Genomic DNA, 15468 nt, shown 5'->3' on the forward strand with positions numbered 1-15468 from the left:
GCGGGCACGGCGGGGACGCGGCATGGAAACCGCATGACGCTACATGCCGGACCGACCTCGCAGACCTTCATCTCGCAGCGCCTGCGCCTGCATTATCTCGACTGGGGCAATCGCGGGAAACCGCCGCTGGTGCTGGTGCATGGCGGACGCGACCATGCGCGCAGCTGGGACTGGGTGGCCGAGCAATTGCGCGACGACTGGCACGTGGTCGCGCTCGATCACCGCGGGCACGGCGATTCCGACTGGGTCAGCGATGGCAATTACTCGTCGAACGATATGGTCTACGACCTTGCGCAGCTGATCCACCAATTGGGTGTCGGCCCGGTGACCATCGTCAGCCATTCGATGGGGGGCAATGTCTCGCTGCGCTATGCCGGGACCTTCCCCGAGATGGTCACCAAGATCGTCGCGATCGAAGGGCTGGGGCCAAGCCCCAAGCGGCAGGCCGAAATGCGCGCCGATCCCTATCCGCAGCGCCTCAACGAATGGATCGGCAAGAAACGCGCCGCTTCGGGCCGCAGCCCGCGCAAATACGACAGCATCGAAGCCGCGTTCGCGCGCATGATCGAGGAGAACAGCTACCTCACCGAGGAACAGGCGCGTCACCTGACGGTCCACGGGGTCAATCGCAACGAAGACGGCACCTACAGCTGGAAGTTCGACCCGCATCTCAACGTCTGGGCGGTCGAGGATGTGGCCGATGAATTCCTTTTCCAGACATGGGCCGCGATCAGCGCGCCGACCTTGCTGCTGTATGGCGCCGACAGCTGGGCTTCCAATCCCGAGGGCGACGGCCGGCTCGACCATTTCGCCAATGCGCAAGTGATCGAGTTCGAGAATGCGGGCCACTGGCTCCATCACGATCAGATCGACCGCTTCATGGCGACGCTGAGGGACTTTCTTTAGTGGCCGAATTCTTCGATCGGCTGGATGACAAGCACATGGCCATGATCGGCAGGCAGCCGGTCTTTTTCGTCGCCACTGCCGCCGACGATGCGCGCATCAATCTCAGCCCCAAGGGTTATGACGCGTTTCGCGTGCTATCGCCAAGCAGGGTCGCCTATCTCGACCTTGGCGGGTCGGGCAACGAGACGCACGCCCATCTCGCGGCCGACGGGCGCATCACGGTGATGTTCTGCAATTTCGACCGGCCCGCGCTGATCCTGCGGATCTATGGCCGCGGCCGGCCGGTCCTGCCGCAGGATGCGGACTGGGACGCATTGGCCGGTCAATTCGATCTGCTGCCCGGCACGCGGCAGATATTCGACATCGCGGTCGAGAGTGTGCAGACCAGCTGCGGCTGGGGTGTGCCCTTCATGGAATATCGCGAGGAACGGCACACGCTCAAGAAAGCGCATGGCCAGGCCGATCCCGATGAGTGGGTTGCCAAGACGCAGGGCCGCACCATCAGTATCGATGGTCTTCCGACCCGGCCGACCGACCGCTATTTCAAGGGTGAGTAGCCCCGCGTGCAGCTTACCTTCGCCAGCTACAACATCCACAAGGCCGTCGGGCTCGATCGCAAGCGCGATCCCGAGCGCATCCTGTCGGTTCTGAACGAGATCGATGCGGACATCATTGCGCTGCAGGAAGCCGACCGGCGCATCGGCGAACGCGCAAGCGTGCTCCCGCGCGCCGAGATCGACGACACGCGCTGGCGGGTGATCGAGGTGGCCAAGCGCCCGCGCAGCATCGGCTGGCATGGCAATGCCCTGCTGGTGCGGCGCGATCTGGAGGTTGTCTCGGGCGAGGCGCTCGACCTGCCCACGCTCGAGCCGCGCGGCGCGGCTTGCGGCGAAATCATGATCGAGGGCAAGCGCCTGCGCGTCATCGGCACGCATCTCGATCTGTCCGGCCTGCGCCGCCGCGACCAGATCCGTTCGCTGCTGACCTTTGTCGATGAATGCGCTGGCGACCTGCCCACCGTCATCATGGGCGATTTCAACCAATGGGGCCGCAGCACGGGGGCCATGCGCGAATTCACCGATGGCTGGCGCATCATCACCCCCGGTCGCAGCTACCCCAGCCGCCAGCCGGTGGCCACGCTCGACCGCATCGTGGCGAGCAGGCACTGGAGCCTCGTCGGTGCCGAGGTCCACCACACCGGCCTGTCGGCGGTGGCTTCGGATCATTTACCCATCATGGCTACGCTCGACCTGATCAAAAAATAGGCACACGCCTAATCTGTGGGCAATAATCGACGCGCGACGCCGGCGGTTGCACCTGTTTCTTACCGTAATCGCGTTTGGCACGCACATTGCTGACTGTGACCCGCCGGTGCTTGGCCGGTGGATCACACAGGGGGTGAAGGCGTGAAATTCATCATCGCAGTCATCAAGCCATTCAAGCTCGACGAAGTGCGCGAAGCACTTGGCGGCATTGGAGTGGCGGGAATGACCGTTACCGAAGTCAAGGGTTTCGGCCGCCAGAAAGGCCAGACCGAAATCTACCGCGGCGCCGAATACTCGACCAACATGCTGCCCAAGGTGAAGCTCGAGATCGCCGCTGCCGACGACCTCGCCGATCAGGTGGTCGAGACGATCCAGCAAACCGCCAGCACCGAGGCAATCGGCGACGGCAAGATCTTCGTGTTCGACCTTGCCAGCGCGACGCGCATTCGCACCGGTGAGACCGGCGACACCGCGCTTTGAGGGGGCTTCCGCAAATGACCAGAAAATTTCTCCATGCAGCACCCCTGGCCGTGGCCGGGTTGCTTCTTTCCGAACCTGCCTTCGCGCAGGACGCCGTCAGCGCCGAGGCGCTCGAAGCCGCCGGGGCGGTCTCCGGCGGCACCGCTTACATCTTCAACACGCTGCTGTTCCTGATCGGGGGCTTCCTCGTCATGTGGATGGCCGCCGGCTTCGCCATGCTCGAAGCCGGCCTCGTGCGTTCCAAGAACGTTTCGGTGCAATGCCTCAAGAACATCGGTCTTTATTCGATCGCGGGGCTCATGTTCTGGGTGATCGGCTATTCGATCGCCTATCCCGGCTTCGAAGGGGGCTTTTTCGGAATTGCCGATTTCCCCTATTGGATGCAGGGCGTGGGTGAAGCCGATACCGACACCGGCTATTCGATCGCGTCCGACTGGTTCTTCCAGATGGTCTTCTGCGCCACCACCGCCTCGATCGTTTCGGGCACCGTGGCCGAGCGGATCAAGATCGTGCCGTTCTTCATCTTCGTCACGCTGCTGACCGGCTTCATCTATCCGGTCATCGTCAGCTGGGAATGGGGCGCCGGCTGGCTCGATGCGATGGGCTTCTCGGACTTTGCCGGTTCGACGCTGGTCCACTCGACCGGTGGCTGGGCCGCTCTGATGGGTGCGCTGATCATCGGGCCGCGTCTGGGCCGCTATACCGACAAGGGCGTGACGGTCTTCCCGGGTTCGAGCATTCCGCTCGCGACGCTGGGGACCTTCATCCTGTGGCTCGGCTGGTTCGGCTTCAACGGCGCTTCGCAGCTTGCCATGGGCACCATCGGCGATGTCTCCGACGTGTCGAAGATCTTCGTCAACACCAACATGGCCGCTGCGGCCGGTGTGGTCGTGGCGATCATCCTGACGCAGCTGCGCTACGGCAAGGCGGATACCACCATGGCGCTCAACGGCGCACTGGCCGGCCTCGTTGCCATCACCGCCGAACCGCTCACGCCCAATGTCGGCATGGCGATCATCATCGGCGGGATCGGCGGCGCACTGCCCGTGATCTTCGTCCCGCTGCTCGACAAGCTGAAGATCGACGATGTCGTCGGCGCAATCCCGGTCCACCTCGTGGCCGGTATCTGGGGCACGCTCGCCGTGCCGCTGACCAACACCGGCGTGCCCTTCGTGGCGCAGCTGACGGGTGTGGTTGCGACCGGCGTGTTCGTCTGCGTGACCTCGGGCATCGTCTGGTTCGCACTCAAGTCGACGATCGGCGTGCGTCCCAGCGAAGAAGAAGAGATGGCAGGTCTCGACCTCGGCGAAACCGGGATCGAAGCCTATCCGGAATTTGCCCGGGCCAACTGATTACCAGTTCGGCGGGGGCGCCGTTCTCTCTCCTCTCCTCGGGCGCCCCCGCCTACCCATGTTCCTCCTGCGAACACCGACTGTATTGGGCCGGAGATTACCTCTCCGGCCCCTTTTTTATGCGCGATGCGCACTGTGATGTTTTTGCTGCGGCGGGCGCGGGATAGGCACGAAAAAAGCGGGCCGGGGAGACAATCCCCGACCCGCTTTTCTGTCTGCGACAATGCTCTTAGGCCGCGAGCGCATCCTTGACGAAATCGGCGCAGCGTTCGCCGATCATGATGCTCGGCGCATTGGTGTTGCCTGAGACCAGCCGCGGCATGACGCTGGCATCGGCGACATAGAGTCCTTCGATCCCGTTCGCCTTGAGCGTCGGATCGACCACCGCATCCTTGTCCCCGCCCATGCGGCAGGTGCCGACCGGGTGATAGACGGTGTCGGCGCGGTTGCGGATCAGCGCATCGAGCTGGGCGTCGTCGTCCAGATCGATCGGGTAACGATCCTTCGGGTCGTATTTCGCCAGGCTCGGCGAGGATACGATGCGGTGCGACAGGCGCACGCCTTCGCGCAAGGTCGCGATATCGCGCTCGTCGTCGAGGAAATTGGGATCGATCCGCGGGGCGAGCCGCGCATCGCGCCCGTCGAGCCGCACCGTGCCCCGGCTTTCGGGCCGCAGCACGCAGGCGTGAAGCGAGAACCCGTGCCCCTTCACCTTGGTCCGGCCGTGATCCTCGAGCATTGCCGGGACAAAGTGCCACTGGATATCGGGCGCGGGCGCGTCGGGCATGACGGTCCAGAACCCGCCCGCCTCGGCATAGGGAGTGGTCATGATCCCGGTGCGCTTGCGGCGGTGCTCGATGATCGCCTTGACCATCCGGACGGTCCCGGCGAGGCTATCGCCGACCAGATCCTTGCTCTCGGTCTGCCAGCTCGACACATAATCGATATGGTCCTGCAGATCGCTACCCACCGCGGGCCGGTCGACCGCGACGTCGATCCCATGCTCCTTGAGATGCGCGGCAGGGCCGATGCCCGACAGCATCAGGATCTGCGGCGAGTTGAATGCGCCCGCCGACAGCACCACCGCGCCGCGCGCCTTGATGCTGCGTTCCTGATCGCCGACGGTATAGGTCACGCCGGTCACCCGGCCGTCGGTGATGTCGAGCCGCTGGACGCTGACGCCGATCCGCACGTCGAGATTCTTCGACCCGCGCTTGGGTTCGACATAGGCGCGCGCCGCGGACCAGCGTTCGCCGTCCTTCTGCGTTACCTGGTAAAGCCCGAAGCCCTCCTGCTGCGCGCCGTTGAAGTCGGCATTGCGCGGCAATTGCAGCTGCGCGGCGGCCTCGACGAAGGCGACACTGCCCGGGTTGGGCCATTTCTGGTCCGACACCCACAGCGGACCCGAAGCCCCGTGATGGTCGTCGGCGCCGCGCACATTGTGTTCGGCGCGCTTGAAATAGGGCAGCACATCGTCGTGGCTCCAGCCGGTGCAGCCCAGCTCGGCCCACTGGTCGTAATCCCAGTGATTGCCGCGAATATAGATCATGGCATTGATCGCCGAAGACCCGCCCAGGCCGCGTCCGCGCGGCTGGTAACCGGTCCTTCCGTTCAGCCCCTTTTGCGGGACGGTCTCGAAGCGATAGTTCGAACCTGCGCGCAGGAAGGGCATGAGCCCGGGTGTCTTGATCAGCACAGTGTCGTTGCGCGGGCCGGCCTCCAGCAGGCAAACGCTTTTCCCCGCCTCGGCCAGCCGCCCGGAAACAGCGCTCCCCGCGCTGCCGCCACCGATTACGATGACATCGAATTCGTCCATGATATCTCCTCTCGAATCGAGAGGTTAGGCAGCCTCGGCCTCGCCCGCAATCCGGTTTTCAGATGAAACCGATTTTTCTCCCCCACCGGCCCTTTCGATCCAGCGGCTGCGGATCTGGTCGGAGGTCTCGCGGCTCCCGTCATGCGTCCAGCCGGGTTCGCGCAGGAGGTAGGACAGTTTGTGCTTCCACGGCGCGCGCCACATGTCCTGCGCGATGCCGACCCACTCGTGGAACACCGACCACAGCAGGTTGAAGCTGCCCAGCTGCTTGACGATGCCATAACGGATCTTCTCCTCCCTGACCTCGGGTTCGAAGGTGCCGAACAGCTTGTCCCACACGATAAAGACCCCGGCATAATTGCGGTCGAGATAACGCGGGTTGGTGGCGTGGTGGACGCGGTGATGGCTGGGCGTGTTCATAACCGCCTCGAACCAGCGCGGCATCCGGTCGATCGCTTCGGTATGGATCCAGAACTGGTAGATCAGGTTGAACCCGCCGCAGATCGCGATCATCCCCGGGTGAAAGCCGAGCAGGACCAGCGGCAGCGCGAAGACGAAACTCAGCGTCAGGAAACCGGTCCAGGTCTGCCGCAGCGCGGTGGACAGGTTGTAGTGCTGGCTCGAATGGTGGTTCACATGGCTCGCCCAGAACCAGCGCACCCGGTGACCGAAACGGTGAACCCAGTAGTACTTCAGGTCGTCGAGCACGAAACACAGCGCGAAGGCCCACCATGTCCAGGGTACATCGAACAGGCGGAATTCCCATAGCCACAGGAACAGCGCGAAGAAGAACCCGCCGAACAGCAACCCCGAAACAGTGGAGCCCAGGCCGAAGACGAGACTGGTGAGCGTATCCTTGGGTTCATACGCGTCGGGGCGCTTGCGCCAGGCCCAGACCATCTCGATTAGGACCAGCGCGACGAAGCCGGGCACGGCATATTCGGTGGGCGAGAAATCGGGCATGGCAGTTACCTTTGTATCGCCTCTATCGCGCGAACCCAAGCCGCCGGATCGTCGAGCACGAGCCGCACCGAACCATAGCGCTTCTCGGCCGTGTCGATCACCAGTTCCGTGTCGGTGCGATGCACCCGCGCTGCGGCCGTGAGGATGCGTCCGGCAAAATGCACACCATGCGGGCGGAGCAGGAGGATACGGCCCGCAGCATCGCGCATCACGGCTGCTCGACCGTCACGATCCAGCCCGATCGCGACCGGCTCGTATCCGCTGACTGCATCGTCCGCAGCGCGGCGCGCGGCGGCTTCGTCGGTCAATCGCGGCGCGGGACCGAGCTTGAGCCAATAGGCCAGTCCGGCCAGCGCAAGGATGGCGACGAGTGATCCGAGAAATTGGAGCAGGGCGGGCGGAACATCCATGCGCAAGGCGATTGGCACGGGAGCCGCTTTGCGGCAAGCAGGCTGCAACAGGGAGACGCACATGAAATCGCTAGCCATTCTCGCCGCCGGAGCCGCACTGCTTGCCGCGCCCGCCGACGCGCAGGACGCCAATCCGATCGCACAGGTCGAAGCGCAGAAGGACCGGACGCAGCGTGTCGCGCAGCAGATCTGGCAGTTCGCCGAACTCGGCTATCTCGAGACGCAATCGAGCGGTCTGCTGGTCGATGAATTGCAGCGCGAGGGCTTTGCCATCCGTTCGGGCGTGGCCGGTATCCCCACCGCCTTCGTGGCCGAATGGGGGACAGGCGGGCCGGTGATCGGCCTGCTCGCCGAATTCGATGCGCTTCCGGGCATCACCCAGTCGGCTGCACCGACGCGCGAGCTGGTCGAAGACAAGCATGCGGGGCACGCTTGCGGGCACAATCTGTTCGGCGCGGGTTCGCTCAGCGCGGCGATCGCGATCCGTAACTGGCTTGAAGCGACCGGCACCCCCGGCCGGGTGCGGCTCTATGGCACGCCGGCCGAAGAAGGCGGCTCGGGGAAGGTCTATATGGCGCGGGCGGGCCTGTTCGACGATGCCGATTTCGTGATCGATTGGCATCCGGCGGATCGCAATTCCGCTGCTTCGCGGATGAGCCTCGCCAATCGCTCGGGCAAGTTCCGGTTTCGCGGGGTCTCGGCGCATGCGGCGGGGGCGCCCGAGCGCGGGCGCAGCGCACTCGACGGGGTCGAAGCGATGAACATGATGGTCAACATGATGCGCGAACACACCACGATGGATACGCGCATCCATTACGTCATCACCAGCGGCGGCTCGGCGCCCAATGTCGTCCCCGACTTCGCCGAGGTCTTCTATTACGTCCGCCATTCGGATGCGGACGAGGTCCGGGCGCTGTGGCCGCGTCTCGAAGCCGCGGCCCGGGGCGCGGCGATGGGGACGGGGACCGAGGTCGACTGGGAAATCGTCCACGGCAACAATCCCACGCTGCCGCTCGAATCGCTGCAGAGGATGATGGATGCCAAGCTGCGCCAGCTTGAGCCGATCGAGTACACGGCGGCGGAACTGGCCTGGGCCGAGACGATCCGCGAAAGCTTTGGCGACGATGCACCCGATCAGGCGCAGTCACGCGAAGTGGAGGAATACGCCGTCCTGACCGGCTATGGCTCGACCGATGTCGGCGATGTCAGCCGCGCGGTCCCGACGGTCAGCGTGCGCGCCGCTACCTGGGTGCCGGGGACTGCCGCGCATAGCTGGCAGGCGGTCGCCGCGAGCGGGCACAGCTACGGCACCAAGGGCACGCAGCACGCTGCCAAGGCAATGATACTGGCCGCCGTGGAACTCTATACCAACCCGCAGTTGCGCGAGGAGGCCAAGGCAGAGTTTATCGCCGCACGGGGCGAGGACTACGTCTACGAATCGCTGCTCGGCGATCGCGCTCCGCCGCTCGACTATCGCCGCTGATCAACCACGCGCGCGGGCGGCGAACATATCCATCGCCGGGCGTACCGGGGCGACGTCGTAGCCGGCGGCGGCGGCTGCTGCGCCGATGGTCTCGGGATCCTCGCCGCTGCGGGCTTGTGCCAGCGCCCACAGCAGCGTCGAACGCGTGCCCGAGCGGCAGAAACCGAGCACCGGACCCTGCGCCGCGGCGAGCGCGTCCTGTAGTTTCTCGACCTGCGGTTCGCTGAAACCTGAACTTCCCACGGGGATAGCGAGGTAATCCATACCCGCCGCGCGCGTCGCGGCTTCGATGTCCGCGCTCGCGGGCTGGCCGGGCGCTTCGTCATCGGGGCGATTATTGACCACCAGCGCGATGCCCATCGCCGCGGCTTCGGAGATTTCCTGCGGCGTCACCTGCGGGCTGGCGTAGAAGCTGTCGGACAGCTTGCGAAACTCGCTCATTATCCGTTGTCCTTCGCGCCAGCAGGTTCGGTAACCCGGCGCTTGCGCTGGGTCATGTTGAGCAGTTCGACCCCGATGGAGAAGCCCATCGCGGCGTAGATGTAACCCTTGGGCACGTGGAAGCCGAAGCCATCGGCGATCAGCACCAGGCCGATCATCACGAGGAAGGCGAGTGCGAGCATCACCAGCGTCGGGTTCTTCTCGATGAATCGGGCCAGCGGATCGGCCGCAATCATCATGATGCCCACGGTGATCACCACCGCCGTGACCATGATCGGGATATGGTCGGTCATGCCGACCGCGGTGAGGATCGAATCGACCGAGAAGACGATATCGATGGCGACGATCTGGGCGATCACCGCGCCGAAGGTCGCCTTGACCGCATCGGCGGTGCCCGGGGTCTTGTCGAGCAAATCGCCCGAATCGTCTTCGGGCTCCATCAGGTGGTGGATTTCCTTGGTCGCCTTCCACAGCAGGAATAGCCCGCCGACGAGCAGGATCATGTCGCGTCCCGAGAAGGCGGTCTCGAAGCTCGGCTCGCCATAGGCATTGGGCGTGCCGACCAGCCCCAGATCGAAGATCGGCGTCTGCAGCGTGACCAGCCAGCCGATCAGCATCAGCAGTCCGATCCGCATGATCAGCGCCAGCGCCAGCCCGATTCGCCGGGCCCGCTGCTGCTGGTGTTCGGGCAATTTGTTCGACAGGATCGCGATGAAAATCAGGTTGTCGACGCCGAGCACGACTTCGAGCGCGATCAGGGTGAGCAGGGCCAGCCAGGCGGCGGGATCCGAGAGCAGGGCGATGAATTCCATGGAAACTCCCTGCCGCAGCAGGCGGACGCATTCAAGACACGATCGATGTCCCATACGCTTTGCGAAAATGTCACAATTCGGCGCTTTGCTGGCCACTGAGGCTAAATCATTCGCGCGCAGCTATCTTTCACGCTATGATGATTGCCTGAGGGTGGGTTTTGTGCCCGTCCGCGCCGGAACAGGATGCAGTTCTCCGTCCCGGTGACTTCTGATTGCGGACTGCACGACAAGGTATTGTTCGAGTTATGGGTTACGACAAAGGGCGCCGCCGCGGGAAGGACAAGCGCGACGGTTTCGGGGAAGAGGGTTTCGACAGCTTCGGCGGCGGCCCTCCGGCGGATTTCGCTCCGCATGATGCGTTCCGCAACGATCGCGGCGGCGACCGGTTTGGCGGCGGCGGCGGCGGTGACCGTGGCGGCTTTGGCGGCGGTAATCGCGGCGGCGGTGGAGGCGGCGGCTTCGGCGGCGGCCCGCGCGGCGGCGGCGGTGGCGGCGCTGGTGGCGGTGGCGGCGGTTTTAACCGCATGCCCGCCCAGGTCGTGGGTACCGGCAAGGGTACCGTAAAGTTCTTCAACGGCCAGAAGGGCTTCGGCTTCATCCAGCAGGATGGCGGCGGCGAAGATGTGTTCGTGCACATCAGCGCGGTCGAACGTGCCGGCCTCGAAGGTCTCGCCGAAGGCCAGGAACTCGAATTCAATCTCATCGATCGTGGCGGCAAGGTTTCGGCTCAGGACCTCCAGGTCGTGGGCGACGTGATCCCCGTGAAGTCGGGTGGCGGTGCTCCCGGCGGCGATGCGGGCGGTGCTCCGCGCCGCGAGCTGACCGGCGAAAAGGCCACCGGCACGGTCAAGTTCTTCAATTCCATGAAGGGCTTCGGCTTCCTTACCCGCGATGACGGCCAGCCCGACGCTTTCGTGCATATCAGCGCGGTTGAGCGGTCCGGTCTCGCCGGCATCAACGAGGGCGAACGCTTCGAATTCGACCTCGAAGTCGACCGACGCGGCAAATATTCGGCGGTCAACCTCGTTCCCGTTCAGGAGTGAGGCCGCGCCCCGCGATCCGGTTTGACCCGGGACGCGAGACGCAATAGATCGCTGGCACACACGCAGATGGCGGTTCCTCAGGGACCGCCATTTGTCTTTCACCCGAGTAATGCACCCGCCCGGGGTGCCGCTGGAGGACCCATGTCGATTTCACCGCTGATGCCCGTCTACCCCCGCTGCGGGGTGCGCCCGGTCAAGGGTGAACATTGTCACCTGATCGACGAAGACGGCACGCGTTATCTCGACTTCGCCAGCGGTATCGCGGTGAATCTGCTGGGGCACAGCCATGCCGGGCTGATCGGGGCGATCCAGCGCCAGGCCGAAACGCTGATGCACGTCTCCAACCTCTATGGCAGCCCGCAGGGCGAAGCGCTGGCGCAGAAGCTGGTCGACAAGACCTTTGCCGATACGGTGTTCTTCACCAATTCGGGGGCCGAGGCGGTCGAAACCGCGATCAAGACCGCGCGCGCCTATCATCAGCATGCGGATGGCGATGCCAACCGGACCGAGCTGATCACCTTCACCAATGCCTTCCACGGGCGCACGATGGCGACGATCAGCGCGTCGAATCAGGAGAAGATGCATCAGGGCTTCCGCCCCCTGCTCGCCGGGTTCCAATATGCCGAATTCGACAATCTCGACCATGCGAAGTCGCTGATGAGCGACAAGACCGCCGGCTTCCTGGTCGAACCGATCCAGGGCGAAGGCGGCATCCGGCCGGGTTCGGATGCGTTCATTCACGGCCTGCGCCAGCTCGCCGACGAGAATGACCTCATGCTGGTGTTCGACGAGGTCCAGTGCGGCGTCGCGCGGACGGGCAAGCTCTATGCCTATGAACACTACGGCATCGAACCCGACATCATGGCCAGCGCCAAAGGGATCGGCGGCGGTTTTCCGCTGGGCGCCTGCCTCGCCACCGAAAAGGCGGCGCGTGGTATGGGCTTTGGCTCGCACGGCTCGACCTATGGCGGCAACCCGCTCGGTATGGCGGCGGGCATGGCGGTGATGGAAGCTGTCGCCAATGACGAGTTCCTCGCCGAGGTCGCCGAGAAGGGCGAGCGGCTGCGTACGCGGCTCGAGCAGTTCATCGGCAATTATCCCGAACTGTTCGAACTGGTGCGCGGCAAGGGGCTGATGCTGGGCATCAAGATGAAGGTCGAAAGCCGACCCTTCTTCGTCCACCTGCGCGACAATCACCAGTTGCTGACAGTGGCTGCGGGCGACAACACGCTGCGCGTGCTGCCCCCGTTGGTCGCCGGCGATGCCGAGTTCGACGAGTTCTTCGACAAGCTTTCGGCGGGTGCCGCGAGCTACGATCCGGCCAACTGATCAGGAGCGCGAGCATGCGGCATTTCCTCGACCTTTCGGACGCTGGCGGGGATGCGATCGCCGCCATGATCAACGACGCGCAGGATCGCAAGGCGGCGCGCGCGGACTGGCCCAAGGGCAGGGCCGATGCGGATGCTCCGCTGGCGGGCCATGTGCTCGGTATGATTTTCGAGAAGAGTTCGACCCGGACGCGGGTCAGCTTCGATATCGCCATGCGCCAGCTGGGCGGTTCGGCGCTTATCCTCGATTCGGGTACCACCCAGCTCGGCCGCGGTGAAAGCATTGCCGATACTGCGCGTGTGCTTAGCCGGATGGTCGATGCGATCATGCTGCGCACCGACGATCATGAAAAGGCGCTGGAAATGGCACGCCACGCCAGCGTGCCGGTCATCAACGGGCTGACCGATCGCTCGCATCCGTGCCAGATCGTTGCCGATCTGCTGACCATGATCGAGCATGGCAAGGCGTTGCCCGGGCTCGAACTCGCGTGGCTGGGCGATGGCAACAATGTGCTGCATTCGATTCTCGAAGCGGCCGCGCTGATGAAGTTCAACGTCCGGATCGGCACACCGCAAGGCTACGAACCCGAAGCCGAATTCGTCGAACTGGCGCGCGCGGCGGGGTCCACCGTCACGCTGACGCAGGATGCGCAGGAGGCAGCCGCGGGGGCCGACATCATCGTCACCGATACCTGGGTCTCGATGGGGCAGGAGCACGTTCACAACAAGCTCGCCGCCATGGCGCCGTTCCAGGTTTCGCGCGGATTGATGGCCGCGGCCAAACCGGAAGCGAAGTTCCTGCACTGCCTCCCCGCACATGTCGGCGACGAAGTGACCGAGGAGGTCTTCGAAGGCGACAGCTCGGTCGTGTTCGACGAGGCGGAGAACCGGATCCACGCGCAGAAGTCGGTCCTGTTGTGGTGTTTCGATAAAATCTAGCGGCGCTTCCCGCGCTCTACCATTTTGCCGAACGCGCCCCATATGGCGGCGATGAACGCTACTCCCGACATGACCGAAGAGACCCACTCGGGCCGCCTGCTTGCCTTCACCATTCCGACGCGCAATGCCCGCGGCCGGTTGGTGCGGCTCGACCACACGCTGGACCAGATCCTCGCCGCGCATGACTATCCGCCGCCGATCACCCATCTGCTTGCCGAAGCGCTGGTGCTTGCGGTGCTGATGGGCGGGCTGGTCAAGGAAGACGGCTCGCAGGTCACGATGCAGGCGCAGACCGAGGCGGGCGCGGTCAGCCTGCTGGTATGCGACTACAAGGGCGGCGAACTGCGCGGCTATGTCGATTTCGACCCGGCCAAGCTTGCCGAGCTGGGCGCGAACCCTTCGCTCTTTGCGCTGTTCGGCAAGGGTTATCTCGCGATCACCTTCGACCTTGCCGGCGACCAGGGGCGGTATCAGGGTATCGTCCCGCTCGAAGGGGACAGCCTCGCCGAAGCCTGCGAGCGCTATTTCTACCAGTCCGAGCAGGTGCCCACGCTGATCCGCTGCGCAGTGCGCTCGGACGAAGCGGGCGTGCGGGCGGCAGGGATGCTGGTGCAGCATCTGCCCTCGGGCGAAGAGGGGCGCGAACGCCTGCACTCTCAGCTCGACCATCCCGAATGGGAGCATGTCGCGATCCTCGCCGGTTCGCTGCGCCATGACGAGTTGCTCGATGACGGACTGTCGCTCGAGGCGATTGCATGGCGCCTGTTCCACGAAGAGGACGAGGTCCGCATCCAGCGTGGCGCCGCGATCGAGCGCGGATGCCGCTGTTCGGTCGAGCATTATCGCGACGTGCTTGAGCGGTTTCCCGAAGATCAGCGTGTCGACATGCGCGATGAGAACGGGATCGTCCTGGTCGATTGCGCATTCTGTTCCAGGCAGTTCGCCATCGACGTCTGACCAGCGTGTCGTTGCCGTACAACGCCGCGCTGACAATTTCCTGTATTACATCTGCCGTATCGACACCGAATCACGACCGCGACTGGTCCCGCCGACGAAAGGTCACTTTCCCTATGGCTCGCACACGAGCGTTCCTGTTCGCAGCGCTGGCTACGCCGGCTGCACTTCTGGCCGCGCCGGTCGTTGCGCAGGCATCGTTGACGATGCTCGACACGCTCACGCATGGTGGGTGGGAAGTCCGCTCGCGCGATGGCGGGTCGGTGCGCAAGATATGCGTGCGCACCGGCCGCGAACTGATCCAGCTGCGCCACCCCGACAGCACTTGCAACCGCTTCGTGGTCGAGAACTCTGCGAATGAGACGACGGTGCAATATACCTGCCGCGGCAATGGCTATGGCCGCACGCATATTCGCAAGGAATCCGACACGCTGGTCCAGATCGACAGCCAGGGGATCGCGGGCGGCAAGCCTTTCCAGTTTACTGCCGAGGCACGCCGGACGGGTGGCTGCGACTAACCGCGCGACTTGCAGGCTACCGCGTTCGCGCATAGCGGACGGGCATGAACAAAGCCGACACTCCCGGACCCGCCGTTATCCTGCTTTCGGGAGGGCTCGATTCCATGGTCACTGCCGCCATCGCCCGCGAGCGCGGCCATGCCCTGCACGTGCTGACGATCGACTATGGCCAGCGCCATGTCCGCGAACTGGAATCGGCCCGCGGAATCGCAGCCAGGCTCGGGGTGACCCGCCATGTGGAACTGCCGCTCGACCTGCGCCGGTTCGGCGGTTCGGCGCTGACCGACGATATCGATGTGCCCAAGACCGGGGTTGATGGCGGCGATATCCCGGTGACCTATGTGCCTGCACGCAATCTCGTGTTTCTCGCGCTGACCACCGCCTTTGCCGAAACCGCGGCCTCGCGTGACATCTTCATCGGCGTGAACGCGCTCGACTATTCGGGCTATCCCGATTGCCGACCCGAATTCATCGCCAGCTTTGCCGAAACCGCGCGGCTGGGCACCAAGCAGGGCATCGAGGGGGCACCCTTCGCAATCCATGCGCCGCTCCAGCATATGACCAAGGCGGATATCGCGCGCGAATGCCATCGGCTGGGTCTCGATCCGGCGTGGAGCTGGTCCTGTTACGACCCGACCGCCAAGGGACTTGCCTGCGGTGCCTGCGATTCCTGTCGCTTGCGGCGAAAAGGCTTTGCCGAGGCGGGCCTTGTCGATACCACCCCCTATTCCAAGGATGCCCCTGAACTGACGGAGTAG

17 protein-coding genes are annotated in these 15468 nt (G+C 64.4%); 12 read left to right on the forward strand and 5 right to left on the reverse strand.

Annotated elements, in window-relative coordinates:
* Positions 1–33 precede the first annotated feature (33 nt).
* The 5 genes from V6B15_RS13810 to V6B15_RS13830 all read left to right on the forward strand — a co-directional run bounded on the left by V6B15_RS13810 (position 34) and on the right by V6B15_RS13830 (position 4003).
* On the forward strand, positions 34–906 hold the full coding sequence (locus tag V6B15_RS13810; protein WP_334201660.1) for an alpha/beta fold hydrolase: 873 nt from the start codon (positions 34–36) through the stop codon (positions 904–906).
* On the forward strand, positions 906–1463 hold the full coding sequence (locus V6B15_RS13815) for a pyridoxamine 5'-phosphate oxidase family protein (protein WP_334201661.1): 558 nt from the start codon (positions 906–908) through the stop codon (positions 1461–1463). The genes V6B15_RS13810 and V6B15_RS13815 overlap by 1 nt, the downstream gene beginning before the upstream one ends.
* A gap of 6 nt (positions 1464–1469) precedes the next feature.
* Positions 1470–2171 carry an endonuclease/exonuclease/phosphatase family protein gene (locus tag V6B15_RS13820; protein WP_334201662.1) on the forward strand — a complete coding sequence of 234 codons (702 nt, stop codon included), beginning with the start codon at positions 1470–1472 and terminating at the stop codon, positions 2169–2171.
* A 141-nt stretch (positions 2172–2312) separates the two neighbouring features.
* Positions 2313–2651 carry a P-II family nitrogen regulator gene (locus tag V6B15_RS13825; RefSeq protein WP_253520642.1) on the forward strand — a complete coding sequence of 113 codons (339 nt, stop codon included), beginning with the start codon at positions 2313–2315 and terminating at the stop codon, positions 2649–2651.
* Between the two features lie 14 nt (positions 2652–2665).
* Positions 2666–4003, forward strand: coding sequence for an ammonium transporter (locus tag V6B15_RS13830; protein WP_253520640.1), 1338 nt, complete (start codon positions 2666–2668; stop codon positions 4001–4003).
* A 229-nt stretch (positions 4004–4232) separates the two neighbouring features.
* Here the strand turns inward: V6B15_RS13830 and V6B15_RS13835 are convergent, their stop codons facing one another.
* Genes V6B15_RS13835 through V6B15_RS13845 form a run of 3 tightly spaced genes read right to left on the reverse strand, consistent with a single transcriptional unit; the run spans position 4233 to position 7192 of the window.
* A complete protein-coding gene (locus tag V6B15_RS13835) occupies positions 4233–5819 on the reverse strand; it encodes a GMC family oxidoreductase (RefSeq protein ID WP_334201663.1) in 1587 nt (528 codons plus the stop codon).
* A gap of 24 nt (positions 5820–5843) precedes the next feature.
* A complete protein-coding gene (locus V6B15_RS13840; RefSeq protein ID WP_334201664.1) occupies positions 5844–6782 on the reverse strand; it encodes a sterol desaturase family protein in 939 nt (312 codons plus the stop codon).
* A 5-nt stretch (positions 6783–6787) separates the two neighbouring features.
* The gene (locus V6B15_RS13845) at positions 6788–7192 is read right to left on the reverse strand and encodes a hypothetical protein (protein WP_253520633.1); all 405 of its coding nucleotides are present in this window, start codon (positions 7190–7192) and stop codon (positions 6788–6790) included.
* A gap of 61 nt (positions 7193–7253) precedes the next feature.
* Here V6B15_RS13845 and V6B15_RS13850 point away from each other — a divergent pair, with 61 nt between their 5' ends.
* Complete coding sequence (locus V6B15_RS13850; RefSeq protein ID WP_334201665.1) at positions 7254–8675, forward strand: amidohydrolase; 1422 nt, start codon at positions 7254–7256, stop codon at positions 8673–8675.
* Here the strand turns inward: V6B15_RS13850 and V6B15_RS13855 are convergent, their stop codons facing one another.
* Positions 8676–9116, reverse strand: coding sequence for a TIGR01244 family sulfur transferase (locus V6B15_RS13855; RefSeq protein ID WP_334201666.1), 441 nt, complete (start codon positions 9114–9116; stop codon positions 8676–8678). It abuts the gene before it with no gap.
* Complete coding sequence (locus V6B15_RS13860; protein ID WP_334201667.1) at positions 9116–9928, reverse strand: TerC family protein; 813 nt, start codon at positions 9926–9928, stop codon at positions 9116–9118. The genes V6B15_RS13855 and V6B15_RS13860 overlap by 1 nt, the downstream gene beginning before the upstream one ends.
* Positions 9929–10173: 245 nt before the next feature.
* Here V6B15_RS13860 and V6B15_RS13865 point away from each other — a divergent pair, with 245 nt between their 5' ends.
* The 6 genes from V6B15_RS13865 (at position 10174) to queC (ending at position 15468) form a co-directional block, all read left to right on the forward strand.
* Positions 10174–10971: a cold-shock protein gene (locus V6B15_RS13865; protein ID WP_334201668.1), complete on the forward strand. Its 798-nt coding sequence runs from the start codon at positions 10174–10176 to the stop codon at positions 10969–10971.
* A 141-nt stretch (positions 10972–11112) separates the two neighbouring features.
* Positions 11113–12300 carry an aspartate aminotransferase family protein gene (locus V6B15_RS13870; protein ID WP_334201669.1) on the forward strand — a complete coding sequence of 396 codons (1188 nt, stop codon included), beginning with the start codon at positions 11113–11115 and terminating at the stop codon, positions 12298–12300.
* 14 nt (positions 12301–12314) lie between these two features.
* A complete protein-coding gene (argF, locus tag V6B15_RS13875) occupies positions 12315–13238 on the forward strand; it encodes an ornithine carbamoyltransferase (protein ID WP_334201670.1) in 924 nt (307 codons plus the stop codon).
* Positions 13239–13289: 51 nt separating this feature from the next.
* Complete coding sequence (gene hslO, locus V6B15_RS13880; RefSeq protein WP_334201671.1) at positions 13290–14195, forward strand: Hsp33 family molecular chaperone HslO; 906 nt, start codon at positions 13290–13292, stop codon at positions 14193–14195.
* Positions 14196–14308: 113 nt separating this feature from the next.
* Entirely contained in the window at positions 14309–14710 is a 402-nt protein-coding gene (locus tag V6B15_RS13885; protein ID WP_320181151.1) for a hypothetical protein, read from the forward strand.
* Between the two features lie 44 nt (positions 14711–14754).
* Positions 14755–15468, forward strand: coding sequence for a 7-cyano-7-deazaguanine synthase QueC (queC, locus tag V6B15_RS13890; RefSeq protein WP_334201672.1), 714 nt, complete (start codon positions 14755–14757; stop codon positions 15466–15468).

Origin of the sequence: Qipengyuania sp. Mu-71 (assembly GCF_036867055.1) — a bacterium.
Lineage (GTDB): Bacteria > Pseudomonadota > Alphaproteobacteria > Sphingomonadales > Sphingomonadaceae > Qipengyuania > Qipengyuania profunda.

Excerpts from the sequence above, each read along its gene's own strand:
- V6B15_RS13860 (WP_334201667.1), bottom strand. The coding sequence starts at position 9,928 with ATGGAATTCATCGCCCTGCTCTCGGATCCCGCCGCCTGGCTGGCCCTG.
- V6B15_RS13870 (WP_334201669.1), top strand. The coding sequence starts at position 11,113 with ATGTCGATTTCACCGCTGATGCCCGTCTACCCCCGCTGCGGGGTGCGC.
- V6B15_RS13865 (WP_334201668.1), top strand. The coding sequence starts at position 10,174 with ATGGGTTACGACAAAGGGCGCCGCCGCGGGAAGGACAAGCGCGACGGT.
- V6B15_RS13835 (WP_334201663.1), bottom strand. The coding sequence starts at position 5,819 with ATGGACGAATTCGATGTCATCGTAATCGGTGGCGGCAGCGCGGGGAGC.
- V6B15_RS13810 (WP_334201660.1), top strand. The coding sequence starts at position 34 with ATGACGCTACATGCCGGACCGACCTCGCAGACCTTCATCTCGCAGCGC.
- V6B15_RS13855 (WP_334201666.1), bottom strand. The coding sequence starts at position 9,116 with ATGAGCGAGTTTCGCAAGCTGTCCGACAGCTTCTACGCCAGCCCGCAG.
- V6B15_RS13840 (WP_334201664.1), bottom strand. The coding sequence starts at position 6,782 with ATGCCCGATTTCTCGCCCACCGAATATGCCGTGCCCGGCTTCGTCGCG.
- V6B15_RS13845 (WP_253520633.1), bottom strand. The coding sequence starts at position 7,192 with ATGGATGTTCCGCCCGCCCTGCTCCAATTTCTCGGATCACTCGTCGCC.
- hslO (WP_334201671.1), top strand. The coding sequence starts at position 13,290 with ATGAACGCTACTCCCGACATGACCGAAGAGACCCACTCGGGCCGCCTG.
- argF (WP_334201670.1), top strand. The coding sequence starts at position 12,315 with ATGCGGCATTTCCTCGACCTTTCGGACGCTGGCGGGGATGCGATCGCC.
- V6B15_RS13830 (WP_253520640.1), top strand. The coding sequence starts at position 2,666 with ATGACCAGAAAATTTCTCCATGCAGCACCCCTGGCCGTGGCCGGGTTG.
- queC (WP_334201672.1), top strand. The coding sequence starts at position 14,755 with ATGAACAAAGCCGACACTCCCGGACCCGCCGTTATCCTGCTTTCGGGA.
- V6B15_RS13850 (WP_334201665.1), top strand. The coding sequence starts at position 7,254 with ATGAAATCGCTAGCCATTCTCGCCGCCGGAGCCGCACTGCTTGCCGCG.
- V6B15_RS13885 (WP_320181151.1), top strand. The coding sequence starts at position 14,309 with ATGGCTCGCACACGAGCGTTCCTGTTCGCAGCGCTGGCTACGCCGGCT.